Source organism: Nocardia sp. NPDC047648, assembly GCF_040642815.1.
GTDB lineage: Bacteria > Actinomycetota > Actinomycetes > Mycobacteriales > Mycobacteriaceae > Nocardia > Nocardia gamkensis.
In genome coordinates this window covers 282,029-306,972 of record NZ_JBEYSX010000009.1, presented here as the reverse complement: position 1 = coordinate 306,972, position 24,944 = coordinate 282,029, and the positions used below count along the sequence as shown (strand labels likewise).

23 protein-coding genes are annotated in these 24,944 nt (G+C 69.0%); 11 read left to right on the top strand and 12 right to left on the bottom strand.

Going from position 1 to position 24,944, the window contains the following annotated elements; translation table 11 throughout:
- Positions 1 to 7: 7 nt before the first annotated feature.
- The gene (locus ABZ803_RS21110) at positions 8 to 823 is read right to left on the bottom strand and encodes a dienelactone hydrolase family protein (protein ID WP_357040685.1); all 816 of its coding nucleotides are present in this window, start codon (positions 821 to 823) and stop codon (positions 8 to 10) included.
- A gap of 186 nt (positions 824 to 1,009) precedes the next feature.
- Here ABZ803_RS21110 and ABZ803_RS21105 point away from each other — a divergent pair, with 186 nt between their 5' ends.
- A complete protein-coding gene (locus tag ABZ803_RS21105) occupies positions 1,010 to 2,116 on the top strand; it encodes a class II histone deacetylase (RefSeq protein ID WP_357040682.1) in 1,107 nt (368 codons plus the stop codon).
- Positions 2,117 to 2,147: 31 nt separating this feature from the next.
- Here ABZ803_RS21105 and ABZ803_RS21100 read toward each other — a convergent pair whose 3' ends face one another.
- The 7 genes from ABZ803_RS21100 to ABZ803_RS21070 form a co-directional block, all read right to left on the bottom strand.
- Positions 2,148 to 3,344: a glycosyltransferase family 87 protein gene (locus tag ABZ803_RS21100; protein WP_357040679.1), complete on the bottom strand. Its 1,197-nt coding sequence runs from the start codon at positions 3,342 to 3,344 to the stop codon at positions 2,148 to 2,150.
- A 157-nt stretch (positions 3,345 to 3,501) separates the two neighbouring features.
- A complete protein-coding gene (locus ABZ803_RS21095) occupies positions 3,502 to 4,320 on the bottom strand; it encodes a class II glutamine amidotransferase (RefSeq protein WP_357040676.1) in 819 nt (272 codons plus the stop codon).
- A gap of 99 nt (positions 4,321 to 4,419) precedes the next feature.
- A complete protein-coding gene (rox, locus tag ABZ803_RS21090; protein WP_357040673.1) occupies positions 4,420 to 5,853 on the bottom strand; it encodes a rifampin monooxygenase in 1,434 nt (477 codons plus the stop codon).
- 190 nt (positions 5,854 to 6,043) lie between these two features.
- A complete protein-coding gene (locus ABZ803_RS21085) occupies positions 6,044 to 7,093 on the bottom strand; it encodes an ABC transporter ATP-binding protein (protein ID WP_357040670.1) in 1,050 nt (349 codons plus the stop codon).
- Entirely contained in the window at positions 7,090 to 7,848 is a 759-nt protein-coding gene (gene modB / locus ABZ803_RS21080; protein WP_357040748.1) for a molybdate ABC transporter permease subunit, read from the bottom strand. The genes ABZ803_RS21085 and modB overlap by 4 nt, the downstream gene beginning before the upstream one ends.
- A 50-nt stretch (positions 7,849 to 7,898) precedes the next feature.
- Positions 7,899 to 8,678, bottom strand: coding sequence for a molybdate ABC transporter substrate-binding protein (modA, locus tag ABZ803_RS21075; RefSeq protein ID WP_357040666.1), 780 nt, complete (start codon positions 8,676 to 8,678; stop codon positions 7,899 to 7,901).
- Positions 8,679 to 8,689: 11 nt separating this feature from the next.
- Positions 8,690 to 9,088: a TOBE domain-containing protein gene (locus tag ABZ803_RS21070; protein WP_357040662.1), complete on the bottom strand. Its 399-nt coding sequence runs from the start codon at positions 9,086 to 9,088 to the stop codon at positions 8,690 to 8,692.
- Positions 9,089 to 9,293: 205 nt separating this feature from the next.
- Between ABZ803_RS21070 and ABZ803_RS21065 the strand changes: the two genes are divergently transcribed.
- The 5 genes from ABZ803_RS21065 to ABZ803_RS21045 all read left to right on the top strand — a co-directional run bounded on the left by ABZ803_RS21065 (position 9,294) and on the right by ABZ803_RS21045 (position 15,563).
- Positions 9,294 to 10,490 carry a helix-turn-helix domain-containing protein gene (locus ABZ803_RS21065; protein WP_357040659.1) on the top strand — a complete coding sequence of 399 codons (1,197 nt, stop codon included), beginning with the start codon at positions 9,294 to 9,296 and terminating at the stop codon, positions 10,488 to 10,490.
- Positions 10,491 to 10,646: 156 nt separating this feature from the next.
- The gene (gene lpdA, locus ABZ803_RS21060) at positions 10,647 to 12,098 is read left to right on the top strand and encodes a dihydrolipoyl dehydrogenase (RefSeq protein WP_357040656.1); all 1,452 of its coding nucleotides are present in this window, start codon (positions 10,647 to 10,649) and stop codon (positions 12,096 to 12,098) included.
- Between the two features lie 11 nt (positions 12,099 to 12,109).
- On the top strand, positions 12,110 to 13,267 hold the full coding sequence (gene pdhA, locus ABZ803_RS21055) for a pyruvate dehydrogenase (acetyl-transferring) E1 component subunit alpha (RefSeq protein WP_357040653.1): 1,158 nt from the start codon (positions 12,110 to 12,112) through the stop codon (positions 13,265 to 13,267).
- A 19-nt stretch (positions 13,268 to 13,286) separates the two neighbouring features.
- Entirely contained in the window at positions 13,287 to 14,270 is a 984-nt protein-coding gene (locus ABZ803_RS21050) for an alpha-ketoacid dehydrogenase subunit beta (protein WP_357040745.1), read from the top strand.
- Positions 14,271 to 14,288: 18 nt separating this feature from the next.
- Positions 14,289 to 15,563, top strand: a complete 1,275-nt coding sequence (locus ABZ803_RS21045; RefSeq protein ID WP_357040651.1) for a dihydrolipoamide acetyltransferase family protein — start codon at positions 14,289 to 14,291, stop codon at positions 15,561 to 15,563.
- A 98-nt stretch (positions 15,564 to 15,661) separates the two neighbouring features.
- Here ABZ803_RS21045 and ABZ803_RS21040 read toward each other — a convergent pair whose 3' ends face one another.
- From ABZ803_RS21040 to ABZ803_RS21030, 3 genes are all read right to left on the bottom strand, one after another.
- Positions 15,662 to 16,870 carry a cytochrome P450 gene (locus ABZ803_RS21040; protein WP_357040648.1) on the bottom strand — a complete coding sequence of 403 codons (1,209 nt, stop codon included), beginning with the start codon at positions 16,868 to 16,870 and terminating at the stop codon, positions 15,662 to 15,664.
- 416 nt (positions 16,871 to 17,286) lie between these two features.
- Positions 17,287 to 17,760: a DUF1801 domain-containing protein gene (locus ABZ803_RS21035; RefSeq protein WP_357040645.1), complete on the bottom strand. Its 474-nt coding sequence runs from the start codon at positions 17,758 to 17,760 to the stop codon at positions 17,287 to 17,289.
- A 57-nt stretch (positions 17,761 to 17,817) separates the two neighbouring features.
- Positions 17,818 to 18,174 (bottom strand): VOC family protein, encoded by a 357-nt coding sequence (locus ABZ803_RS21030; protein ID WP_357040641.1) that lies wholly within the window; start codon positions 18,172 to 18,174, stop codon positions 17,818 to 17,820.
- 276 nt (positions 18,175 to 18,450) lie between these two features.
- On the opposite strand from ABZ803_RS21030, the gene ABZ803_RS21025 reads away from it, so the two are divergent.
- Together ABZ803_RS21025 and ABZ803_RS21020 are read left to right on the top strand one after the other, a co-directional pair.
- Entirely contained in the window at positions 18,451 to 21,249 is a 2,799-nt protein-coding gene (locus tag ABZ803_RS21025; protein WP_357040638.1) for a LuxR C-terminal-related transcriptional regulator, read from the top strand.
- Positions 21,250 to 21,337: 88 nt separating this feature from the next.
- Positions 21,338 to 22,198 (top strand): haloalkane dehalogenase, encoded by an 861-nt coding sequence (locus ABZ803_RS21020; protein ID WP_357040636.1) that lies wholly within the window; start codon positions 21,338 to 21,340, stop codon positions 22,196 to 22,198.
- Positions 22,199 to 22,248: 50 nt separating this feature from the next.
- Here the strand turns inward: ABZ803_RS21020 and ABZ803_RS21015 are convergent, their stop codons facing one another.
- Complete coding sequence (locus ABZ803_RS21015) at positions 22,249 to 22,503, bottom strand: hypothetical protein (RefSeq protein WP_357040633.1); 255 nt, start codon at positions 22,501 to 22,503, stop codon at positions 22,249 to 22,251.
- Positions 22,504 to 22,521: 18 nt separating this feature from the next.
- Here ABZ803_RS21015 and ABZ803_RS21010 point away from each other — a divergent pair, with 18 nt between their 5' ends.
- The 3 genes from ABZ803_RS21010 (at position 22,522) to ABZ803_RS21000 (ending at position 24,852) form a co-directional block, all read left to right on the top strand.
- Complete coding sequence (locus tag ABZ803_RS21010) at positions 22,522 to 23,193, top strand: hypothetical protein (protein ID WP_357040630.1); 672 nt, start codon at positions 22,522 to 22,524, stop codon at positions 23,191 to 23,193.
- Between the two features lie 235 nt (positions 23,194 to 23,428).
- On the top strand, positions 23,429 to 24,019 hold the full coding sequence (locus tag ABZ803_RS21005) for a WHG domain-containing protein (RefSeq protein ID WP_357040627.1): 591 nt from the start codon (positions 23,429 to 23,431) through the stop codon (positions 24,017 to 24,019).
- Positions 24,016 to 24,852, top strand: a complete 837-nt coding sequence (locus ABZ803_RS21000) for an alpha/beta hydrolase (protein ID WP_357040624.1) — start codon at positions 24,016 to 24,018, stop codon at positions 24,850 to 24,852. Before ABZ803_RS21005 ends, ABZ803_RS21000 begins: the two co-directional genes overlap by 4 nt.
- The last annotated feature ends 92 nt before the right edge of the window (positions 24,853 to 24,944 follow it).

The following is a 24,944-nucleotide window of genomic DNA, read 5'->3' as shown; positions in this document are numbered from 1 at the left end:
CGCGGGATCAGCCGGCGCTCAACTCGGCAGCGAAGAGTTCACGCACACGCTGCCAGGAATCGTCGGCGGCTTGCTTGTCATAGGGCTCGCGGCCGGGGAAGAAGAAGGCGTGGCGGGCACCGGGATACACGACTATCTCGTGCCGGACGGATGCCGCCGACAGCGCTTCCTCGATCCGGCGCCGCTGGTCGGCATCGATGACATGGTCCTGCTCGGCGAAGAACAGCGTCAGGCGCGCGGTGATCCGCGAGGTCGCCGCCAACAGCGGGTCCGGAACGCTCAACGCCGTTCCGGCGTCGGGCAGCCATCCCGGGTAGTAGATCGCCGCGGCGCGCAGCGGCAGCCGGGTCGCCGCGAAATAGGTGACATGTCCCCCGAGGCTGAAGCCCAGCATGCCGATCCGGTCAGCGGCACCGGCATGCTCTCGGGCGTAGTCGGCGGCAGCGCGCAGATCCGCCTCCACCCCGTCCCGGGTCAACCGGCCCAGCAGTTCGAACGCGTGGGCCCGATTGGCGTCGCTCTCCTCGATACCGGTCGAGGTGTCGGGACCGGAGCGGTGGTACAGGTTCGGCGCGATCGCCACATACCCCAGCGCGGCCACATCACGGACGACGGCCCGAACCTCATTCGTCAGGCCCCACAATTCCGCTCCGACGAGGACCAGCGGGTAGTCGCCCGGTCGAGCCGGGCGAGAGATGTACGCCGCCATGGGCATCGCGTCGTGCTGAATGATGTCGATCTGTTCGGCCGTGATCTCGAATGCCACGACACGACTGTAGCCAAAAGCCGCCTGGCTCGTCGCCACAGATAATCGAAGGCACATGCTGCCCTTCCGATCCGTTTCGGCCGCTGCCCGACACGGTTTCAGCACAGTTGCCGCCGCCACAGATGGCAAGCTCTGCGGTTGCGGCGTAGTGGCTGCTGTGTCTGTAATGAGCGCGAGCGTTCCCTGAGGCGCGTCGGATGTAGGTGGACGGTGTGGTGGTCCGCCGACTGCTAGGAGTTCACCATGACAACTGGATACGTGTGGAACACCCTCTACGGCTGGGCCGACACCGGCAGCGGAAGCCTGTTCCCCTCCGACGCCACGGCGGGCCTTCAGGCGATCGGGCATCACCTCGCGCATCCCGACACCAAACGGCGTTTCCACGAGTTGGTCTCGGTGTCGGGCTTGCTCGACAAGCTGCATTCGATAACAGCGGCGCCCGCCGACGAGGCCGACATATTGCGGGTGCATACCGCGCACCATCTGGAGCGGATCAAGGCCGAGAATCTGCTTCCGAAAGGCGGGGACGCCGGCGACGGTGTCTCGTCGTTCGGGAAAGGCGGTTACGAGATCGCCGCGCTCTCGGCGGGCGGCGCGATCGCACTCGTCGAGCATGTGCTCGCGGGGACGGTCGACAACGGTTACGCACTGGTCAATCCGCCCGGGCACCACGCGACCCGCGCCACCGGCATGGGCTTCTGCATCTTCAACAACGTCTCCATCGCCGCCGCCTATGCGAAAGACGTGCTCGGCGTCGGGCGGATCGCCGTCGTCGATTGGGACGTCCACCACGGCAACGGCACTCAGGACATCTGGTACGAGGATCCGTCGGTACTGACCCTGTCGATCCATCAGCACCTGTGTTTCCCGCCGAATTCCGGCTACCGCGAAGAGCGCGGCACCGGCGCCGGATACGGTTACGCGCTCAACGTGCCGCTTCCACCCGGTAGCGGGGACGCCGCCTATCTGCACGCGATCGACCGGGTCGTCGAGCCCGCGCTGCGCGCCTTCGCCCCCGATCTGATCATCGTGGCCTCCGGTTTCGACGCGAGCATTCTCGATCCGCTGGCCCGGCAGATGGTCACCAGCGGCGGCTTCCGGCAGCTGACCCGCCGGATGCTCGACATCGCCGCCGAAACCTGCGCGGGCCGGATCGCGTTCGTGCAGGAAGGTGGCTACAGCCCGCATTATGTTCCGTTCTGCGGGCTCGCGGTGCTGCGCGAGTTGCTCGGCGAAGAATTCGTCGACGACCCGTACACCCCGATCGTCACGACGCAAGGCGGCGACGTCCTGCTCGACCACGAGGCCGCCGCGATCGAAGCGGCGGCAGGCCTGGTCGCCGACCTCTGACCGCGTCGGCTGACGAAGCGGCAGCGGGCGGTCAGCGGGACGACGCGGCCATCGGTCTACCCACGGACCGGGGCGATCCGGGGTACTCGCGAAATGTGCGAGTTCCCTCGCCGCGCAGCCGCGCCACGGACCACACCGTCGCGCACAGCAGCAGGCCGTTGCGCAGTGTCAGCACAATGACTCCCGGCCAGCTGCCGGTGGCCACCCGGTCGTAGACGAACGGGAATTCCACCTGGCTCAGCAGCGCCGTCGCCAGCACCAGCATCACCACGGGTCGCTGCGTGGTGCGCGAGTCGAGCGCGCAGACCGCGGCCACCGCCACCGCCCACACCAGGTACTGCGGGCTGAGTACGCGGCTGGTCACCAAGGCGAGCAGTACCGCGGCCAAGGCCAGATCCGCTGGCGGGGGCCGCATGCGCCACCAGGTGAACAGCAATATCGCGCCGCCGACGACGGTCGCGGCCACGCACCCGCGGGCCGCGGCGGTCACCGCGGGCCCGGACAACTCGTCGGCCCCGTAACGATGCACGATGGTCCACCCGCCGTTCACCAGACGAGCGATCAACAGCGGTGTGGCAGCGGCGGATTCGATTTGCAGCCCGCGCTCGGACTGGAATTGCAGAAACGACCACGCGCCGGGCCCCAGTGCCGTCAATCCGACGCTCGCGGTCAGACCGGCACCGGCCGCCACCGCACTCATCCGCCACAACGATCGCCTGCGCAACCCCAGCAGAACCACAACCGGCCACACTTTCAGCAAGACGCCCGCGGCAGCGGCCGCGCCGGCCAACGCCGGTCGGCGCGTCGACCACAGCAGTGCCGCGGCCGCCGTCGCGGCCACGATCAAATCGAATCGGCCGTAACAGACCCGGCCCAGCGATGCCACCCCGACCGTCCATACCCACGGCCCTGTCTGCGCGACTGCTCGTCCGTCAGCACGTGCGGCCCGGATCAGCAAACTCAGTACGCTCGCGTCCGCCGCGGCGACCAGCGCGAAGAACAACCAGTTGTAGGCGAACCCGCCGGCGAGCAGCCAAGGCACCGCCAGCAAGACCCCCGCTCCGGGCGGATACTGCCACCGCTCGTCGTCCAGCGGGAAAACACTTCGGCCGACGATGATTTCGGCCCATTCCCGGTACAGCGTCAAGTCCGCGGCCGAGGCATCCCAAACGCTGTGCGGCAACACCGTCACCCCGGTGAACACCACCATCAGTAGCCGAGTAACCACCCACACCAACCACAACGTCGATACCGACGACAGCCCACGCACAACGCCGCAGCCTAACCATCACCACACCTGTCCCCCACAAGACGCAGGCCACGACGCACACGCACAGACGCACCGGCACAACGGATTCCGACCATGCGGTCAGCGGCCGAGGGTGTCAGGGAGCGATCGGCCGGAACGGGCGGGTCTCGTCATGACCGAGGCGCACGACGCCGGCCGACGATTCCCGAACCTCGTTCCACTCCCCCGGCAGGTCGCGCAGCGGCTCGGAGACGACGAACCGCGCCTCCTCGCCGAGCAGGCGGAGAGCTTGCACCTCCGGGTGCAGCGCACGCACTTTCGCGACATCGGTGGAGTAGAACAGCGACCGTGATCGCCGTTCGGTGGAATACCGGAAGAACCACATGGATGTGCCGTCGGTGGTCGCGACGGTCATCTGCACCGGGGCCTCGACCTCGTATGCGCGACCGACGTCCTCGACGAAGCCGACCGCACGGGCGACCGCGCCGAACGGGTCGTCGACGAGTCCGAAGCTCAGCGCCAGGAAGAAGAGCACTTCCGAATCCGTGGAACCCTCGATGTCGGCGAACAACGCCGGTTCCACCGCCGTCATCAGATCGCGCTTGAACTCCCGGAAACCGCGCAGCGATCCGTTGTGCATCCACAACCAATGCCCGTGCCGGAACGGGTGGCAGTTGGTACGCTGCACCTCGGTTCCGGTCGAGGCGCGCACGTGCGCGAAGAACAGCGACGTGCGCACCTGAGCCGCGATCTCCCGCAGATTGCGGTCGTTCCACGCCGGTTCGATGTTCTTGAACATGGCCGGACGCGGGCCTTCGCCGTACCAGCCGATCCCGAAGCCGTCACCGTTCGTGGTCGTCGCACCGAGCCGGGAGTGCAAGCTCTGATCGATCAACGAATGCGCCGGCCGGAACAAGAGTTCCTCGGCCAGGATCGGCTCACCGGAATAAGCCATCCACCTGCACATACATCGATTGAAGCAAAGCAGGCGACGTTCGGCCACCAGCATCAGCACCCAGACCGCTGGTCGCCGTCTCGGATCATGACCGCACGCTCAGCCCACGGGGGCGCCGAACCACTTCGGCAGCTGGCCGAGCAATTCCTGCTGATCTTCACCGACCCACGCCACATGACCGTCCGGACGCAACAGCACCGCGGGCACCTCCAGTTCCTCGCTGACGTCGACGACGTGGTCGACTCGATCCGCCCAGCCGGTCACCGACAGCAGGCCGGTCTGGTCGAGCAGCAGCCCGCGGCCGCCGTGCATCCGCTCGTAGAGGCGCCCCCGCTTCAACGTCACGTCCCGCATCCGCCTGCCGAGCAAGTCGTGCCCCTCGCCGAAGTCGTAGCGGACCCCGACCGCGGTGATCATCTCGGTGACGTACCGGTTCACCTCCTCGAAGTCCATCAGCTTCGAGAACAGCTCCCGCAGCGCGGTCGCGCCCGGATCGGACCCCATCAGGGTGATCTGCGCCCGGGTGTTCTCCAGCACGCGCGCTCCCACCGGGTGCCGTTCGGCGTGGTAGCTGTCCAGCAGTCCCTCCGGCGCCCAGCCGTCGACCTCGGCGGCCAATTTCCAGCCGAGGTTGAACGCGTCCTGGATCCCCAGGTTGAGCCCCTGCCCACCGGTCGGCGGGTGGATGTGCGCCGCATCGCCGGCCAGCAGCACCCGGCCGACCCGGTAGCGCTCGGCCTGTCGAGTGGCATCGCCGAACCGGGACAGCCAACGCGGCGCCCGCGCGCCGAAGTCGGTGCCAGCGAAGGTGCGCAGTTGCTGTTTGAACTCCTCGAACGTCGGTGCGGCCGCGCGGTCCTCGGCCACCCCGGCGGCGGGCACGACGATGCGGTACACACCCTCCTCGTGCTCGACGGCGGCGGCCCCGAACCGCTTCTGGGTCTGATGGACCTCCGCGACGATCGCGGCCACCGTCGCCGGGTCCTCGGTCAGCTCCATCACGCCCAGCAGCGTCTCGACCTTGGTCGGCTCGCCGGGGAAACCCACGCCGAGCAGTTTGCGCACGGTGCTGCGAGCGCCGTCGCAGCCGACGAGGTAGCGCGCACGCAAGTGCGTCCCGTCCGCCAGTTCTATGGTCACCCCGCCTTCGTCCTGGGTCAGCCCGACCAGTTCGCAGCCGCGGCGGATCTCGGCGCCGAGTTCGAGAGCACGCTCGTTCAGCAGCCGCTCGGTGACCGTCTGCGGATTGGCGAGACCGTAGGGGTGCGCCGTGTCCATCCGGTCCGGCCACGGCTTGACGATGCCGCCGAAGAGGCCGCCGACCTGGAACTTCTTACTGACCGCGAGGAACCTGTCCAGCAGGCCGCGCTGGTCCATCATCTCGACGCTGCGCGCGTGCAGCCCCTGCCCTCGTGACCGCTCGGTGAGTTCCGCCTCCTTCTCCAGCACCAGCGTGCGCACGCCGTGCAGCCGTAACTCGCAGGCCAGCATCAATCCGGTCGGTCCGCCGCCGGCGACGATCACATCGATCACGCAAACTCCATCCCTGTATCCCGCGAAACCCAATCGGAGCCGAAGCGCACGTACCCCTGCGAATCCGCGATTTCCGCAGGTTATGGCTTCGGCTGGAGATTGTGCAGCACGACCGGGGTCTTGCCGCAAGGCCCCGGGTGCGATATATGTTGAAAGTGGCAAGGAGTGCATGACTCCTTGCTTTCTTTTTTCACGCTGGATACGCGCGCGTTTCGGTGGCCTTCACCGCCGCCCACAGCCGTTGCCCCGGATGGAGCCGCAACTCGGCGACGGTGGCAGGTGTGATGTCGGCGAGTACGGGCGGGGTGCCGTCGAGACGAATCCGGGTGATGTGAGCGTGTTGCTCGATACCGGTGATGGTGACCGGCCAGCAGTTGCGCGGGCTGCCCACGGGTTGTCGCGGATGGAGGCCGACGGCGTTGGGGCCGAAAGCCACGTGGACCCGCCCCTGCGCGGGGTCGGCGATGGTGATGCTGCCGCCCCCGTCCAGGTCGACGAGCGTGCCACGCGCGGTGCCGCGGTAGAGGTTCAGACCCATCAGCGTGGCCACGTAATCCGAGCGGGGCCGCGCCGCCACCTGCGCGGGCGGTCCTTGCTGGACGATCGCGCCGTCCTCGAGGATGACCAGCCGGTCGGCCAGGACCATCGCGTCGAGCGGGTCATGGGTGACCAGCACGGTGTGGCCGGGGTAGTCGCGCAGATGGTGGGCGAGGTCGGAGCGCACGTGCAGCTTGGTGCCTGCGTCCAGCGCGGCGAGTGGCTCGTCGAGCAGCAGAAGCCGCGGTTCGGCGACCAGCGCGCGGGCCAATGCGACCCGTTGCGCCTGTCCGCCCGACAGCGCTCGCGGTTTGCGCTCCGCGAAATCCGCCAGTCCCACCCGGTCGAGCCATCCGGTGGCCTGCGCGCGGGCGGCAGCGCGCCGATATCCCCTGGCGCGCAGCCCGAAGGCGACGTTCTCCAGTGCCGACAGATGCCCGAACAGCAGGTAGTCCTGGAACACGACGCCCACCCGCCTGCGTTCGGCGGGCACGAAAACCGACGGTGGCGCGTCCCAGGTGGTTCCGTCCAACCGGATGTGCCCGCCGGTCAACGCGATCAGTCCGGCCAGGGCGCGCAGGGCCGTGGTCTTGCCCGCTCCGTTCGGTCCCAGCAGGGCCACCACCTCCCCCGGTTCGGCGACCAGGGGCAGCTCCAGCGCGAAACGTCCTCGGTCGATCCGCAGGTCGGCCTCCAGGCTCATACCGCTCCCCGGATCCACCGTTCGCGCAACGCGACCAGCACGGCGACCGAGACGGCCAGCAACACCAGGCTGAGCACGATCGCGGCGTCCGGATCGCTCTCCAGCGCGAGATAGACCGCCAGCGGCATGGTGGTGGTACGGCCCGGGAAGTTGCCCGCGAACGTGATCGTGGCGCCGAACTCACCGAGCGCACGCGTCCAGCACAGTACCGAACCGGCGATGACGCCGGGCAGCACCGACGGCAACGTCACCCGGCGGAAGGCGTACCAGCGGGTGGCGCCGAGCGTGGCGGCCGCCTCCTCGAAGCGTGGATCGGCTGCCCGCAGGGCTCCTTCGACGGAGATCACCAGAAAGGGCATGGCCACGAACGCTTCGGCCACGACCACCCCGGCGGTGGTGAACGGCAGCGAGACATCGAACCATTCGTAGAGGTGCCGTCCGATCAGCCCGCGCCGCCCCAGCACCAGCAGCAGCGCGACACCGCCGACCACCGGCGGTAACACCAGCGGCACGGTGACCAAGGCGCGGATCAGTCCGCGCCCCGGCAGTTCCGCGCGCGCGAGTACCCAGGCCAGCGGAATGCCCAGAACCAGGCAGATCGCCGTGGCCGCGGTCGCGCACACCAGCGAAAGCCGCAGCGCCCGGCCGACTTCGGCACTGAGCAGCCGGTCCGGCATGGTCGCCCACGGCGCTCGCGCCAGCAGCCCGATCAGTGGGACGACCAGGAACGCCAGCCCGCAGACGGCGGGCAGCATCAGCGCGACCGGTCGCCGCCCGAGCACCGCCCGCCGCCGCGAGGGCGCGATCACGGGGTGTCGAACCCTGCCGCGGCGAAGACCGATTCGGCTTTCTCCGAGGTCACGAACTCGACGAACGCCGCGGCGGCCGCCGCGTTCGGCGCGTGCGCCAGCGGCGCGATCGGGTAGTCGTTGATCGCCTCGGCCGATTCCGGGAAGTCGATGCCATCGACCTTGTCGCCCGCCGCTTCGACATCGGTGCGATAGACCAGCGCGGCATCGACCTCACCGAGGGTGACCTTGGTCAAGACGGCCTTCACGTCCTGCTCGCGGGTATCGGGCTGCGGTGTGATGCCCGCGGTCCGGAACACCGTCTCGGCCGCCGCACCGCAGGGCACCTGCTGCGCGCACAAGGCGAGCTTCGGCTCGGTCCTGCCGAAATCGGCCAGTCCGGTGATGTGGCCGGGATTGCCTTTCGGCACCGCGATCTCGAGCCGGTTGCGCGCGAAAGTGACCGGCGTGGCGGTGGCCGAACCTTTGTCGCGAACCTGCTGCATGTTCTTGGGCGCGGCCGAGGCGAACACGTCGGCCGGTGCGCCTTGGTTGATCTGTTCGGCCAGGGCGGAACTCGCGCCGAAGCTGAAGACCACCTCGACGCCCGGGTGCGCGGCCTCGAACTGTTTGCCGAGCTCGCCGAACGTCTCGGTCAGCGAAGCGGCGGCGAACACGGTCACCGTGCCCGACACATGCTGCGCGTCGGCGTGCCCGCTCGTGTCGCCGGAACCACAGCCCGCCACGGTCACGACAGCCGACACGGTCGCGGCCGCGACAGCCCATTTGCGAATCATTCTCATCCTCGTCAACTTTCCGGTATCTCCACGACGACGTGCGTGGATTTCACCGACGCGACAGCGATGCTGCCGACTTCCAGACCGAGCTCGTCGACCGATTCCCGGCTCAGCAGCGACACCAGCCGGAACGGTCCGGCCTGCATCTCCACCTGCGCCATCACGGTGTCCTTGACCACCCGGGTCACGATTCCGCGCATCCGGTTACGGGCCGAGGCCGCGACCGTCGCACCGGGTGCGGGCGCATCGGCGTTGGCCCGCAGGAACTGGGCGAGCTCGCGGCCGCTGACCCCCATGCGGCCACTGTCGAGCTGAATCGCGCTCAGACGGCCCTGATCGATCCACCGACGCACCGTGTCGTCGCTGACCCCCAGCAACGCGGCCACTTCACTGATCCGTAGATTCGACACGAAGTACAGCATATTGCCGCATCCACGGTTTCGATAACCGAGGGGAACCGCGATCTCGGAACGAACGGTAGTGCTGTCACCGCCGGGGATCGAGCACGGGCGCGAGACCGCCGGTCCACCGCACCGGTTCGTCGGCGATACCGTCGTGGTACGCCGCCGCTCGCGTAGTCGTGGCGCACGGCCGACGAGAAGGACCTCCAGCGACATGTCGACATCGAAGAAGGCGATTCCGCGAACCCGCACCCGGGAGCTGGCGGCCGCCTGTCGTGCCGACATTCCGGCGCTGACCGACCGGCTGATCTCGGAGATCTTCACCGACAATCCCGAGTGGACCGACTATTCGACGGTGGCCCGCGCCGACCTGGTCGACGGCTGCCGCCGCTACGTGACCCGCATCCTCGACCTGCTGGGCGCTCCGGCCACCACGTTCGACGACGAGGTCGCCGCGTCCATCGGCCGCCGCCGCGCCGAACAGGGTGTGCCGCTGGAAGCCATGCTGCGCACCTTCCGCCTCGGCGGCCGGATCGTGTGGGAGGTCTTGCTCGACAAGGCCGACGAACTCGCTCCCGGCGAGATCCGCGCGGCGGGCACCGGGTTGTGGGCCGTGATCGACGCACTGTCCTCGTCCCTGGTCACCTCCTACCGGAATACCGAACTCGAACAGCTGCGCAGCGACGAACGCCGCAGGCACGCCCTGATCGAGGACCTGCTCGCGGGCCGAGCCCACGACACCACCTTCGCCGCGCGCGCCGCCCGCGAGTTGAACCTTCCGGCCGGTAGCGCCTTTCTCGTCGTCGTCGCCTGCGGTGAAGGCGAGGCAGTGCACACCGGCACCGAGGCCGCGTTGGCCGCGATCGGCATCCGTTCGGTGTGGCACGATCGCGTCGACTCGACGGTCGGGCTGATAGCGGTCGAGCGCCACGACGTCGCCTCGGTCCTGCGCCGGATCGCACCGCATATCCGCGGACGAGCAGGCGCCTCACCGGCGGTCGGCGGGCTGGCGCAGGTCGGCACCGCGCACGGCTGGGCACTGCTGACGCTGCAAACCTTGCCCCGGGACGCGACCGGCCTCGTGCCGCTGCACGAGCGCTTCCAGCACGCCCTGCTCGTACGCTCGGCCGACCTGACCGACATGCTGGTCACGCACACTCTCGGTCCGGTTCTGGCGCTGCCGGCGGCCGAACGCGCGACCTTGCTGGACACCCTGGCGGCCTGGTTGACGCACGACTGCTCAGCGGCCCACGCCGCGACACGACTGCACTGCCACCGCAACACCGTCATCAATCGGCTGCACCGCATCTCGACCCTGCTCGGGCGCCCGCTCGAAGGGCGGCGCGACTATGTGGAACTGTCACTGGCACTGGCCGCGCTCGACCTCGCGCGGGCGTCGGACGGCGCCTGATCCCCTCGGCCGATTGGGCGCAGCGCCCAATCAGGCCGCTGCACTACTGGGCTTCGTGGCAATTGTCTGTGCACTTCGCTACGGCAACACTCGATAGCGATGATCCGCCCCACAACCGAGGGTGGATCGAATCATCGAGGACGAGGAGCACCACGAGTGCCGGATTTCGATCTCCTGGTGGTCGGCGGCGGCCCCGGCGGATATGTCGCCGCCATCCGCGCGGCCCAACGCGGCCTGCGGGTCGGCTTGGTCGAGAAGGAGCGCCCGGGCGGGGTCTGCCTCAACTGGGGCTGCATTCCGACCAAAGCGATGCTGCGATCCGCTGAAGTATTCCAAACCCTGAGCACCGCAGTGGATTTCGGCATCTTCGCCGACAACGTGCGCTACGACTTCGCCGCGGTGCGCCAGCGCAAAGACGGCATCGTCAAGCAACTCACCGACGGTGTGGCGGGCCTGCTCGCCGCCAACGATGTCACGGTGATCGAGGGTCACGCCCGCTTCACCGGCCCCACCGGTGTCGAGGTGTTCGAGGCAGCCCAGTCGCCGGTCTTTCCCGGCGGACCCCGCTACGCCGCCGCGCCGACGGCCACCGCCACCCGTGCGATCAGCGCGACCGACGTGATCATCGCGACCGGATCTGTGCCCGCGCGACTGGCGATCCCGGGCGCGGACCTGCCGGGCGTCATCACCTCCGACGGCGCGTTCGGGCTGACCGACGTGCCCGAACGCCTCGTCGTCATCGGCGGCAGCGCGGTCGGCGCGGAATGGGCCAGCCTGTTCGCGAGCTTCGGCACTCGGGTGAGCATCGTCGAAATGCAGGACACCCTGGTGCCGCTGGAGGACGCCGACCTCGGCGCCGCCCTGGGACGGTCGTTCACCAAGCGCGGCATCACCGTGCTCACCGGCTCCACGGTCGAAGCCATCACGCGGACCGACGCGCTGCGGGTGAGCGTGACCGGCGAGCACGCGCGCGAACTCGACGCGGACGTGGTACTGGTCGGCGTCGGACGCCGTCCCAACACCGCCGATCTCGGCTTGGACGTCGCGGGAATCGCCACCGACGCTCGCGGTTTCATCCCCGTCGACGAGCAGCTGCGCACCGGCGTCGAGCACGTCTACGCCATCGGAGACGTCACCGGACGCGCCCTGCTCGCGCACGTCGCCTCGCATCAGGGCCTCACCGCCGCGGACGTGATCGCCGGTCATCCGGCGCACATCGACTACACCGCCATCCCGGCCGCCACCTTCACCCACCCGGAGATCGCGAGCGTCGGACTCACCGAGGCGAAGGCCCGCGCCGCCGGGCACGAGGTCGTCACCGCGCGCTTCCCCTTCGCCGCGCTGGGGCGGGCCCAGACCTTCGGCGAGACCGAGGGATTCGTCAAAATCGTTGCCGGGCAGCGTCATCGAGAAGTGCTCGGCGTGCACATCATCGGCCCCTCGGCCAGCGACCTGATCACCGAGGGCGCGCTGGCCATCTCCCTGGAGGCGACCCTCGACGAACTCGCCGACACCATCCACGCCCACCCCACTCTCGGCGAGATCGGCATGGAGGCGGCCATGGCCGGCCTCGGACTGCCCGTGCACATCGCGCCCAGGAAGCGTTGAGGAGCCCTGCCGTGACCACCAGCACCACTCCCCGCAGACCGAGTCGCAAGACGACTCGGTCGGCGACGCGTCCGTCCGCGTCGAGCGCCGAGGATCGCGGCATCGACGATGCCTCCACGCAAACCCGCTCCACCGCACCGGTCGACGCGCGCATCACCGCGGAGGATCCCGGCACGCTGCGCGGACTGTATCGCGACATGCTGTTCGTGCGCCGGTTCGAGGAGCGCACCGCACAGAGCTACCAGCAGGCCCAGATCGGCGGCTACTGCCACCTCAACCTGGGCGAAGAGGCCACCGTGGTCGGGCTCGGCGCGGCCATGCGCCCGACCGACTACCTGTTCACCAACTATCGTGAGCACGGCTACGCGCTGGCCAAAGGCATCGAGCCCGGCCGGGTCATGGCCGAGCTCTACGGCCGCTCCACCGGCACCTCCAAGGGCTGGGGCGGTTCCATGCACATGTACGACACCGCGACCCGCCTGCTGGGCGGTTACGCCATCGTGGGCGGCCAGGTGCCGTTGGCCGTCGGCGCGGCGCTGGCCATCGACTATCGCGGCGAAGACGACGTGGTGGTGTGCCAGATGGGCGAGGGCACCACCAATATCGGCGCGTTCCACGAGTCGTTGAACATCGCGGCGCTGTGGAATCTGCCGGTGGTGTTCCTGGTGATCAACAATCAGACGGGGATGGGCACCACGGTCGAACGCTCCTCCGCCGAACCGGATCTGTGGAAGCGCGCGGCCGCCTACCGCATGCGCGGCGAGCGCGTGGACGGCACCGATGTGCTTGCCGTGCGCGATATGGCCGGTGAGCTGATCGAAACCGCCCGGCGCGAGCGCAAACCCGCGCTGCTCGAGGCGGTCAGCTACCGCCTCAAGGGCCATTCGGTGGTCGACCCGGCGAAATACCGCACCGAAGAGGCGGTGTCGATCGCCCGGAGCAACGACCCCGTCGTCCGGTGGCGCGACGCGCTGCTCGCCGCGGGTGTGTTGAGCGATTCGTCCGTGGCCGCGCTGGAAGCCGAGGTGAACGCGGAGGTCGCGGCGGCGGTCGAATTCGCCGCGAGCAGTCCGCACCCGCAGCCGTCGAGCCTGTTCGACTACAACTACGCGACGCCCGTGGCGGGCGATTCGCGCCGCCTGCCCGCCGATCCGCTCTTCACCAGTTAAGGACATCACCGTGGCTGTCATGACCTATCGCGAGGCGCTGCGCGAAACCCTCCGCGAGGAGATGCGGCGCGACGACGATGTCTTCCTCATCGGGGAGGAGATCGGCATCTTCGAGGGCTCCTACAAGATCACCGCGGGTTTGCTGGCCGAATTCGGCGAGAAACGGGTGCGCGACACCCCCATCGCCGAAGAGGGTTTCGTCGGCGCCGCCATCGGCGCCGCCATGCTGGGCCTGCGCCCGGTGGTGGAGATCATGACGATCAACTTCTCGCTGCTGGCGCTCGATCAGATCGTCAACCACGCCGCCAAGATCTACGGCATGTTCGGAGGACAGACCAGCGTGCCCATGGTCATCCGCACCCCGGGCGGCGGCGGACAGCAGCTGGGCGCGACACACTCGCAGAACATCGAGCTGTACTACGCCTTCGTGCCGGGGCTGAAGGTGGTCGCGCCCAGCACTCCGGCCGATGCGCGAGCGCTGCTCAAAGCCGCCATCGAAGACGACGATCCGGTGCTGTTCCTGGAGAACCTGTCGCTCTACAACACCAAAGGCGAAGTGCCGGAGAATCTTCCGGCCGCCCGGATCGGAAAGGCCGCGGTCACGAGGACCGGCTCCGATATCACGCTGATCGGCTACTCCCGCATGGCCACCGTCTGCACCGAGGTCGCCGAGCGACTCGCCGCCGACGGTTTCAGCGCCGAGGTCGTCGACCTGCGCAGCCTTCGTCCGCTCGACCGCGACACCCTCGTCGAATCCGTTCGCAAGACCGGTTGCGCCGTGATCGGCGAGGACGACTGGCTCACCTACGGAATCGGCGCCGAGGTCGCCGCCTCCATCTCCGACGGCGCCTTCGACTATCTGGACGCCCCGGTTCGCCGGGTGGCCATGGCCGAGGTGCCGCTGCCCTACGCCAAGCCGCTCGAACGGCTCGCCCTGCCGTCGGCCGATTCGCTGTACACCGCCGCGGTGGAAACCCTCGCGGCAGTCGGCAAACGACGCTGAGACCCGAGGACCCATCCCATGCCCGAAATCACCATGCCCCGCCTCTCCGACACCATGGAGGAGGGCGTCATCGTCTCCTGGCTCAAACAGGTGGGCGATCCGGTCGAACGAGGTGAGATCCTCGCCGAGATCGAAACCGACAAAGCCCTGATGGAGCTCGAGGCCTACGACAACGGCGTGCTCGAGCGGATCCTCGCCGCCGAGGGCGCGCGAGTGCCGATCGGGACCCCGATCGGCCTCATCGGCGACGGCAGTGCCACGGCCGCGACCGGCGTGAGCGGTAACGCGCCGGCCCCGGCCGCCGCCGCGCCCGTCGAGCAAGCGCCCGCGCCGCGTCCCGGCAACGGCCCCGAGCCGGGCAGCCGCGCGGGTGCGGCCGCCACCGACGGCGCTCACGCGACGCCGGAACGCAAGAAGACCTCGCCGCTGGCACGCAAGATCGCCGCCGAACTCGGTGTCGACATCTCCACCGTGGCGGGCACCGGCCCGGGCGGACGCGTGGTCCGGCAGGATGTCGAATCCGCCCATCGCGCAGCCGAACTCGACCCGCCGACCGAAGTCGTCCCCGCTGCCTCGACCGGAACCTCTTCTGCGGCTCCGGGTGACTACGAGCAGATCCCGCTGACGACCGTGCAACGGGTCTCGGCCACGCGGCTGACCCAGAGCAAACAGCAGGCCCCGCACATCTACCTGACCTCCGCGATCGATGTCACCGAACTGTTCGGCTTCCGCGCGCAGATCAACGACACGCTGGCGCAGACCGGCGCGGGAAAGGTCAGTGTCAACGATCTGCTGGTCAAGGCTGTCGCCGTGACGCTGCGGACGAACCCTGCGGTCAACGTCTCCTTCGCGGGCGACAAGCTGTTGCGGCACCGCGGAGTGCACCTCGGCATCGCCGTCGCCACGCCCGCGGGCCTGCTCGTCCCGGTGCTGCGCGATGCCGATCGCAAGAGCGTGTCGGAGATCGCCGCCGAAAGCCGCGACAAGGCCGAACGCGCCCGCGAGCGCAAGCTGCGCACCGACGAGATGAACGGCGGCACCTTCACCATCTCCAACCTGGGGATGTTCGGAATCGAGCACTTCACCGCCGTGATCAACCCACCGGAGGCCGCCATCCTGGCCGTCGGCGCGGCCACCGACGAACTGCGGCTGGACGACGACCGAGTGGTGACCAGGAAAATCCTGCGCGTCACCCTGTCCGCCGACCACCGCGCCATCGACGGAGCGGTGGCCGCCCAGTTCCTGCAACAGCTGAAAGGCCTACTCGAACATCCCCTCCGGATAGTGACCTGACGCTACAGCCATCGCCCTCCTGCGAGCGGGCTGCGATTCACCTCCGACCGACCCGGCAGCGGGCGCGTCCGGCCTCGAGCTGCTGGTCGGGCACGCTGCTACTCCCGTCGTCGGCGCCACATGGGGGTGACGTTCGCCGGTTGCAGCAACGTCGTGAAGGCCGGTGTCACCGTGTCGAATTCCGGAAGGGACAGCTCGTAGCGAGTGAACAGCTGTTGTACGGCCAAGACCATCTGGAGTATGCCCAGTTGTGATCCCGGACAGATGCGGGGACCGGAGCCGAACGGGAGATACGAATGGCGGGGGTGCGGGATGGCATCCGACCAGCGGCCGGGATCGAACCGCTCGGGCTCGGCCCACGCGCCGGGATCGCGGTGCAACAGGTAAGGGCACATGACGACCTCCCAACCCGCCTTGACCCGGTACCCGCCGATCTCGGTGTCCCGCACCGCGGTACGCGACAGAATCCACTGTGGGGGGTGCAGGCGAAGCGTCTCACGGATCACTGCCATGGTGTAGGGGAAGTCGGTGGCCACCGATCCGGTGACCGTCGGATGGTCTCCGAGTTCGCCGAGCACCCTGGTCCGCAGACCCGCGTCGGCGGCCAGCCGCAGCAGCAGCCAGGACAGTGCGACACCGGGCACTCCGTGCGATGCGAACAAAGCCATGCGCAGCGTGGCGAGGAGCCGATCATCCGCTGCGCCGCCGCACGCCGCGAGCAGCACGTCGAGGCCGTCACGAGGGCGGGCCGAACGGCGCGCGGCGGCGCGCCGCCGGATGGCCTCGCCCAGGAGTTCGACGAGCCTCCGGTCGGCCGAACCCGCTCGGGCAGCGCGTGGCCTCGGCCACCAGGGCACCCGCGCTTCCGCTCGGTCCAGGGACTCCAGCGAACGGGCGAACAGCTGGTCGGCGGCGGCACGGATCTCGCCGACCAGAGCCGCGGTGCCGCTGTCGCCGCCCAAGTAGAAATCGACGATTCCACGGCCGCAGAGGTCGCGGCAGACATCCACCAGCCCGGCGTCGCGGTCGACGAGTTCACTGCTCATCCACTCGCGATACCGGCGAATGTGCGCATCGACCAATTCCGTGTCGAATCCGTGCCACAGGTCCCGGCGAACCAGCTTCCACGTGTCCAGTCTGGACAGGCGTTCGCGGCGGCTGCGCGCACCGGCGAGGCGCCCGGAATCGACGACATAGTTCACGTTCGTCTCGGTGAGCACGCGGTGCACGGCGTCCGGATCGAAGAGCACCACGATTCCGGGTGCGAGTTGCACGACATCGCCGTAGGCGACGCGTGCGGCGACCATCCACCGGATCGGATCGCGGTGATAGCTCACGAGATCGCCGACGAGCGGACGGCCGGGCGGGCCGGGAATTCTCCGCCTCGCCCGGCCGTTCGCACTCAGCTCGGGAACGGCGGCCACTGATCACAGCTCACGTAGAGATAGGAATGCGTGACCCGAGACCGTTTGACGCGCAGAACGAGCATGCCGACATACCGCCGCATACTTCCACCCCCTGAATTCGCTGCCGGCTGATTCTCCGACAGCACCGATCGTCGACCGCCTCCATCGCGCGGGCAATGCCGACACCTTTGAGATTCGGCAACAATGCAGGTCCGCAGCGAAAACAGTCGTCCGGTCCGGACGCCTCGCAAGGAGCCGGTGGCCAGGTCGCCGCGCCGGGCAGGCCTGCCACTGTGGCACAGTGGCAGGCCGGTTGTTCAGCCCACCGCCCTCTTCACCAGGTCACTGATCCGCGCCTCGTCGGCGGCGGTCAGCTTCGTGAGTGCGAAGGCGGTCGGCCACACGGTGCCGTCGTCGAGTGCGGCGATGTCGTTGAAACCGAAAGTCGCGTACCGCGCTTTGAACTTCTCGGCGCTCTGGAAGAAGCACAGGACCTTGCCGTCCTTGGCGTAGGCGGGCATGCCGTACCACAGTTTCGGCGACAGCTGCGGAGCGCAGGCTTTGACGATGGCGTGCAGTCGTTCGGCGATCACCCGATCGGATTCCTGCATCCCCGCGATCTTCGCGAGCACGTCGTTCTCCCCGTCCGCCTTTGCCGCTCGCGAGCCGCGGCGCGCGGCGGTCTTCAACTCTTGGGCGTGTTCTTTCATCGCGGCTCGTTCCTCATCGGTGAATCCGACGGAAGCCTTGGTCTTCGCGGTGGTACGGGTAGCGGACTGCTGCGTGGTCATGAGCTGTTTCCTTCGTGGGGATCGTGGATGAGGGTGATGTCAGGGGGGATTCGGCGCTCAGCGGTCCTGGATCAACCCGAGCACGTTGCCGTCGGTGTCGGTGACGGTGGCCACCAGGCGGCCGCCGCCCACGTCGTGCGCGTGTTCCGCCACGGTGGCGCCCGCGGTGGCCAACTCGGCCAGCTTCGCCTCGATGTCGAGCACGTGCCAGTAGGCCACCGGTGCGGTCATGCTCTGCGGGCCACCGGCGGGCACCAGCCCGATGTGCTGGCCTTCGGCCTCGAAACCGACGTAGTAGGACGTGTCGGTCTGCGGCGCCACGCCGAGCAGGGCGGCATACACCGCCTTGGCCGCCGCCAGGTCGGACACCGGATGCAGCACGGTCTTGATTCCCTGGGTGGAAGAGCTGGTCATGATCACTCCTGATCTCGTGGGTCCGGTTGTTCCCGGTGCCCGCCTGTCGAGGCGAATCGAACGTGCTCACAGCATCTCCTCCGGCGCGGCCTGCGCACATCCGTGGCGACCACGGAACCGACCACGGAACGCGGCACGGATCGCCCACGGTGGGTGCTGGGGTGCCACGCGGAAGCGGTCCGTGGTGAGGAGTGCGGACCGGCCGGAATCGGCTCCCCACCACCGGAAACCGACCGCGGAGTATGAGTGCGGCGCGCGTACGGCAGAATCGGTGCCATGGCGGCGACGGTGGAGATCTCGGCTCGGGAGGCCGAGGTGCTGGCGCTGGTGGGGGAACATTTCAGCAACGCCGAGATCGGGGCGCGGCTGTTCATCTCCGTGCGCACCGTGGAGAGCCATGTCTCCTCGCTCCTGCGCAAGCTGGAGGTGCCGGATCGGCGGGCACTCGCCCAGCGAGCGTCCGATCCGCCTCGCGCCGACCGGTCGCACCCGGCGCCGGTTCTGCCTACACCGCTGACCTCGTTCGTCGGCCGGGCGCGGGAGCGGGCCGAACTGACCGAGATGATCACGAAACATCGGCAGGTGACCGCCGTCGGCCCCGGCGGAGTGGGCAAAACCCGGCTGGCGTTGTCGGTGGCCGCGCAGGTCGCAGGCGAGTTCTCCGACGGAGTGTGGTTCGTCGACCTCGTCCCGATCACCAGCGCGGATACCAGCGTGGTCGCCGCGACGGTCGCCCTCGCACTCGGCCTCGGCGAGCAACCCGGCCGCGCCATGGATGAGACCGTGCCCGCCGCGCTGGCCGACCGTCGCGCCTTGCTGGTGCTCGACAACTGCGAGCACGTGCGCGACGGGGTGGCGCCGTTCATCGAACGGCTGCTCGCGACGTGCCCCGGCGTGACGGTGCTCGCGACCAGCCGGGCCCGGCTGATGGTTCCGTTCGAACGGGTGTACGCCGTCCCCCCGATGTCACTGACCGGCGAGGGCGCATCGGACGCTGTCGAGTTGTTCATGGACCGCGCGGCCGCGGGCGGCTGGCCGCCGAATCATGCGCTGCGCGACGATGTCGCCGCGTTCTGTGCGCGGCTGGACGGGGTGGCGCTGGCGATCGAACTGGCCGCCGCCCGCTGGACCACCCTGGGGCTCGACGGCCTCGAAGCCGGACTGTCCGACCAGCTGCGGATGCTGGCGGGGGGCCCGCGCACCGAGGACCGGCACCGCTCGGTGCGGGCAGCACTGGACTGGAGTCACGCCCTGCTCGAGCCGGACGATCGAGTGCTGCTGGGCCGGGTGTCGGTGTTCATGAAGTCGTTCACCGTCGCGGCCGCGGCACAGGTGGCCGCCTGCGAGAGGAGCGTCGTCGCCGACGGCCTGGCCCGGCTCGCCGAGCAGAGCCTGCTGGTGGTGACGGCGTCCCCGAGCGGTACCGCGTACCGGGCGCTGGAAACCATCCGTCAGTACGGGATGGAGCGGCTCACCGAAGCGGGTGAGCTGGACGACATCCGGTCCCGTCACCTGAGCTGGTGCCTGGCCGGGGCCGCCGAGCTGGCGGTGGTGGGAACGGACTGGCGGCCACGGTTCGACGCGGTGGCCGACGACTTCCGCGCCGCGATGGCGTGGGCGGTCGACCGGCCGCAGCAGCGCGCGGATGCCGGCCGCTTCGCTCGGCACCTGGCGCAACTGTGCTTCACGCGCAATCTGATCGGCGAGTCCCAGATGCGCTACGAGCAGGCGGCCGCGCTCGCGGACGACCCGGCCACCGCCGCCTCGATGCTGCGCCACGCCGCTTCCGCGGCCGGGTGCCAGATGCGGGGCGACGACATGCACCGCCTGCGCCGCGCGGCCGCCGACGCCGCCCTCCGGTCCGGTGACCGCGCCGGCGCCGCCCGCGACCTGGCGACCGCAGCCGCCGACGCGTACCGGTTCGCGAGCAAGTTCGTCCGGCCCCTGCCGCCGGGGGAGGCGGCCGCACTCATCACCGAGGCGCAGCAGCTCGCCGGGGACGACCCGGCCGCCCAAGCCGCCGTGGCGCTGGCCGAGACCGGGCGGGCGCTCACCGATGCCCTCACCGCCCAGCACTCCCCCGATGACGCTGCGGCGCACACCATCGAGCGTGCCGAACGGGCGGTCGAACTCGCGCACCGCACGGGCGACCCGCTGGCCGAGTCCGCCGCTCTCGACACTCTCGCCGGTGCCCACAGCTTGGCCGGTGACACTTTCGCCGCCGCGGACATCACGCGGCGGCGGATGGCGCTGCTGGAGTCCACCACGAACATCCCGACCGGCACCCACGAGCTGATCGACGCGCTCGGCGAGGCGGCCGAGGCCGAGCTCGGCGCGGGGGACCTGCGCGCCGCGCGCCGATGGGCACGGCAGCTCGCCGATCATCCTCTGCTCGCCGAGGTCGGCCATCGTGCGACGAGCTGGTTGCTGGTGACCGACGCGCTGGCGGGCAACGTCGATGAGGTACTCACCCACAGCGTCCGGTTCCTGGACGCGTGGCAGCGGGCAGGCAACCCCGCCAAATCGGTCCTGGGACCGGCGGTAGCCGGTGTGGCGATGATCCACGACCTGCGCGGCGACCACGACGCCCGGAGCGAATGGGACGCCGCACTGCACCGGCTCGGCACGCCGCCGGCACAGACCCACGGATACGGCGCGGTCTTCGACGCACTCGCCATGCTCCACCGCGGGCAGATAACCGAGGCGCTGCAACGGCTGGCGGCCGAGCCCGGTGAGGTGTGGCGATGGGTCACGTGGATCTGGCTGCACTGGTATGTGGCGCTGCGGGCCGAGGCGGCCGTACTCGCCGGGGTCTCCGATGCCGGCGATCGCTTGGCCGAGGCCAGGACCATCGTGGCCGGAAACCCCATCGCAGGCGCCATCGTGGAGCGAGCCGAAGCACTGCACGCCGGTGACCGGCAGCGGTTGCTCGCGACGGCAGCCGCGTTCGACGCCGCCGGTTGCCGCTACCAGTCGGCGCGGACCGAGGTGCTCGCCGGCGGCGATCATGCCGCCCGCGGTGCGGCCGCGATCGCCGATCTCGGCTTGACCCCGATGGCTCCCCTCGTTCCGTAGGCCGTTGCGGCGCAGGGCCGGTGGAATGGCCCCGCGCGGGCCCGGGGGCGCATCAGAGGTAGCCTGTCTCGGAGGGAGGGAGGGCCCAATGCTGATCGACTTCGTTCCCGACGGGAATCTGTACCCCTTCGAGTCGCGGTGGTTCGACTCGTCCGTCGGCAGAATTCACTACATCGACGAGGGGTCCGGGCCGCCGCTGCTGTTCTGTCACGGCGCCCCGACGTGGAGTTTCCTCTACCGTCACATCGTGAAGGACCTGCGCGACCGGTATCGGTGTATCGCCGTCGACTATCCCGGTTTCGGATTATCCGAACGTCCCGCTGATTTCGGTTACACGATCGGCGAGCACACCGCGGTCCTCGGCGAGCTGATCGATCACCTGCAGCTCGACGGGTTCGTTCTGATGGGACAGGATTGGGGCGGACCCATCGGGCTGGGCGCGGTCACCGCGCGCGCGGATCGGGTGAGAGGGATCGTGCTGGGCAACACCTCGTTCTGGCCCACCGAAGCGATGGTCAATCGGGTTTTCAGCATGATCATGAGCAGCACTCCGATGCAGCGGCGGATACTCGAGCAGAATTTTCTCGTCGAGCGCGTCCTGCTCGCCGAATTGGGGCGCAAGCTCACCGCGGCCGAGGCCGACCACTATCGGATGGTGCAGCCCACCGCGGAGGCCCGGGCCGCACTCGCCGTGACGCCCAGGGAAATTCGTGCCGCAGGCCCGCTGCTGGACCAACTGGCCCGAGACGTGCCGGTCCTGCTCGGCGACAAACCGACCCTGTTGGTCTGGGGAATGCGGGACATGGTGTTCCGCCCGAACGCCTGTATCCCGCGAATGCGCGCCGCCTTCCGCGATCTCGACGTGGTCGAGCTGCCGCACGCGCGGCATTTCATTCAGGAACACGCACCGGACGTGATCGCGGCCGCGATCGCCCAGCGGTTCCCGTGAATACGCTCGGTGAGGGTCACATCGATCCGGTGCAGCTCGATTCGTCGTGGCTAGTCGTGCTGCTCGGATCGGCGACGGAACCATCGTCGGATACGCCCGCCGATACCGGTGACGCCCCGCGGTTCCGCGGCAGCGGTGCCGACGGTTTCCGGGACCGATGCCGCCTGGGCGAATCGCGCGTGCAATTGTTCGCGAACCTGGTCGGGGGTATAGGCGCGGCGGCGGCGCTCGGCGCGCACCACCACGACACCGGTGGCAACCACACCGGCCGCACCCGCCAATCCCACTGCCTTCCACCACCTCATACCGCATAGGCTACGACCATGACGGGGACCGGCATCAGTCTCGACCGAGCGGTCGAGGTCACCAGAACGGGCGACATCTGGCTTTTCCGTGGGCATTCCACGGCCGACCGGGTGATCCGGATGACGACGAACAGCCCGGTGAACCATGTCGGGATGTCCGTCGTGATCGACGATCTGCCCGCGCTGATCTGGCACGCGGAACTGGGACGATCCCTGACCGACATGTGGTCGGGAACCGCCCACCGCGGCGCTCAGCTGCACAACTTGCGTGACGCCGTGCTCGTGTGGGCGCACCGTTACGGCCAGCGGGCCTGGTTGCGCCAGTTGGACCCTTCGGTCAGCCGGGAGATGGAAGACAGCGCGCTGCGCGCCATCGCCCGCCTCGACGGCACCCCGTTCCCGACCACCGCGGGCATGGCGGGGCGCTGGCTACGCGGCCGTGCCCGCCTCCCCCGTCGCGCGCCGAGTCGATCGGCCGCCCGGGAACTGGAGAACGCGTATTGCGCCGAAATCGTGGCCGCCACATATCAAGCGATGGGACTGCTGCCCTCGCACCGGAGCCCCGACTGGTACGACCCGGGCCGATTCTGGAGCGGGGACGGACTACGCCTGTCCGGCGACTACGCATTGAGCGGCGAGATAGCGGTCCGGACACCGGCTCAGCCGAGTGCCGGAACCACGCGAACGTGAATCACCCGCCGACCTTCCAGCCTGTTGCCGGTCTGGTTGCGCCGCAGACCTGACCGAGCCGAAGTCGCGTGTCGATCCCGATGTGATCGCGGTCGGCACCGCTCCGTTGGCCGGTGGCCGGAATCTGTTGCGGAACTCGGGGCCGGAAGACGGGGTTCATCGCCGAACTCCGCGAGTTGCATAACCTAATGTTCCTAGGATATAAACTAGGCATCGTAGCTTTTCGGAGGTGTGCATGATGGCTCGAGCAGGGTTGAGCGCGGAGCGGATCACGCGCGCCGCGGCCGATCTCGCCGACGAAGTCGGATTGGACAACGTCACGATGTCGGCGGTGGCCAAGCGGTTCGGCGTCCAGGACGCGAGCCTGTATTCCCACGTCAAGAATCTCCGGGATCTCCGCGCGCGAGTGGCGGCCCTGGCGGCTACGGAGAAGACCGAGCTGATCGCCGCGGCGGTGGCCGGTCGCGCCGGACGCGACGCACTGGCCGCATACGCCCACGCCTGGCGGGACTACGCCCTGCGCTTCCCCGGGCGCTACGCCGCGACCCAGCTCCCGTTCGATCCCGAAGTGGCGCACGCCACGACCGGCGCACTGCGCGCCATCGAACTGACCTACGGCATGCTGCGCGCCTACGGTTTGGCCGAACCCGACAGCACCGACGCGGTCCGATTGCTGCGCAGCACCTTTCACGGTTACAGCGTTCTGGAGGCGACCGGCGGCTTCGGGCATGCCCGCTCCACCGCCGACTCCTGGGAACGCATCATCGACGCCCTGCACGTCACCCTTGAGCAGTGGCCGACCGACGGCAAGGAGAAACACCCATGAAATCCGGCACTCTGCAGGTCCCGGGAGCGACGCTGTACTACGAGGTGAGCGGCGCCGGACCGGTGCTGCTGTTGCTGCCGGGCAGCGGAGGCGACGCGGCGGTCTTCGATCCCATTCTCGAGCCTCTCGCCCAGCACTTCACCGTGGTCACCATCGACCCGCGCGGTTACTCGCGCAGCGTGCTCGAGCCCGGCCCACCCGCCGATATCGAGGTCGAGGTGCAGAGCGAGGACGCTCACTTGCTCCTCGAGCACCTCACACCCGCGGGTGAAGACGCCTACGTCTTCGGCGGCAGCGGCGGCGCGGTGGTCGCGCTGGACCTGCTCGCCCGCCATCCCCAGCGATTGCGGCTGGTGATCGCGCACGAGCCGCCGTCTTTCGGCGTGCTGCCCGACGCCGCCGAGCACAAAGCGTTCGTCGACGAAGTGTACGAATTGTTCGAGACCGAGGGCCTCGCCGCCGCGGGCGCGCGTTTTCTCGAGGGGATCGGCGGAGGCGTGCGGATGCCCGATGCCGCCCAGCTCTCACCGCGCGCGGCGGTGATGATCGAACGTCTGCACGCCAACGCGCCGCGCAACATGAGACACGAATTGCGCACGATCACCTCCCACATCCCGGACGTGGCGGCTTTGGAACCGGTCACCGACCGCCTCGTACTGGGGGCGGGCCGGGAAAGCAGAGGCAAACTCCCGTACCGTCCCGCCCAGACCCTCGCCGCGCAACTGAACATCCCGCTGACCGAGTTCCCCGGCGGCCACAGCGGATTCACCGACGCGCCTGATGAATTCGTCCAGCTGATGCTCGAGTTGCTGCTGGCCGCCCGCGTGAACTGAGCGACAACTGGTCGGGCCGGCGGAGATGCGACCGCCGCAGACTCGAGCTGCTTCCGAACCCGTTGCGGCTGAAGCGGTGAGAGGGACGGCGA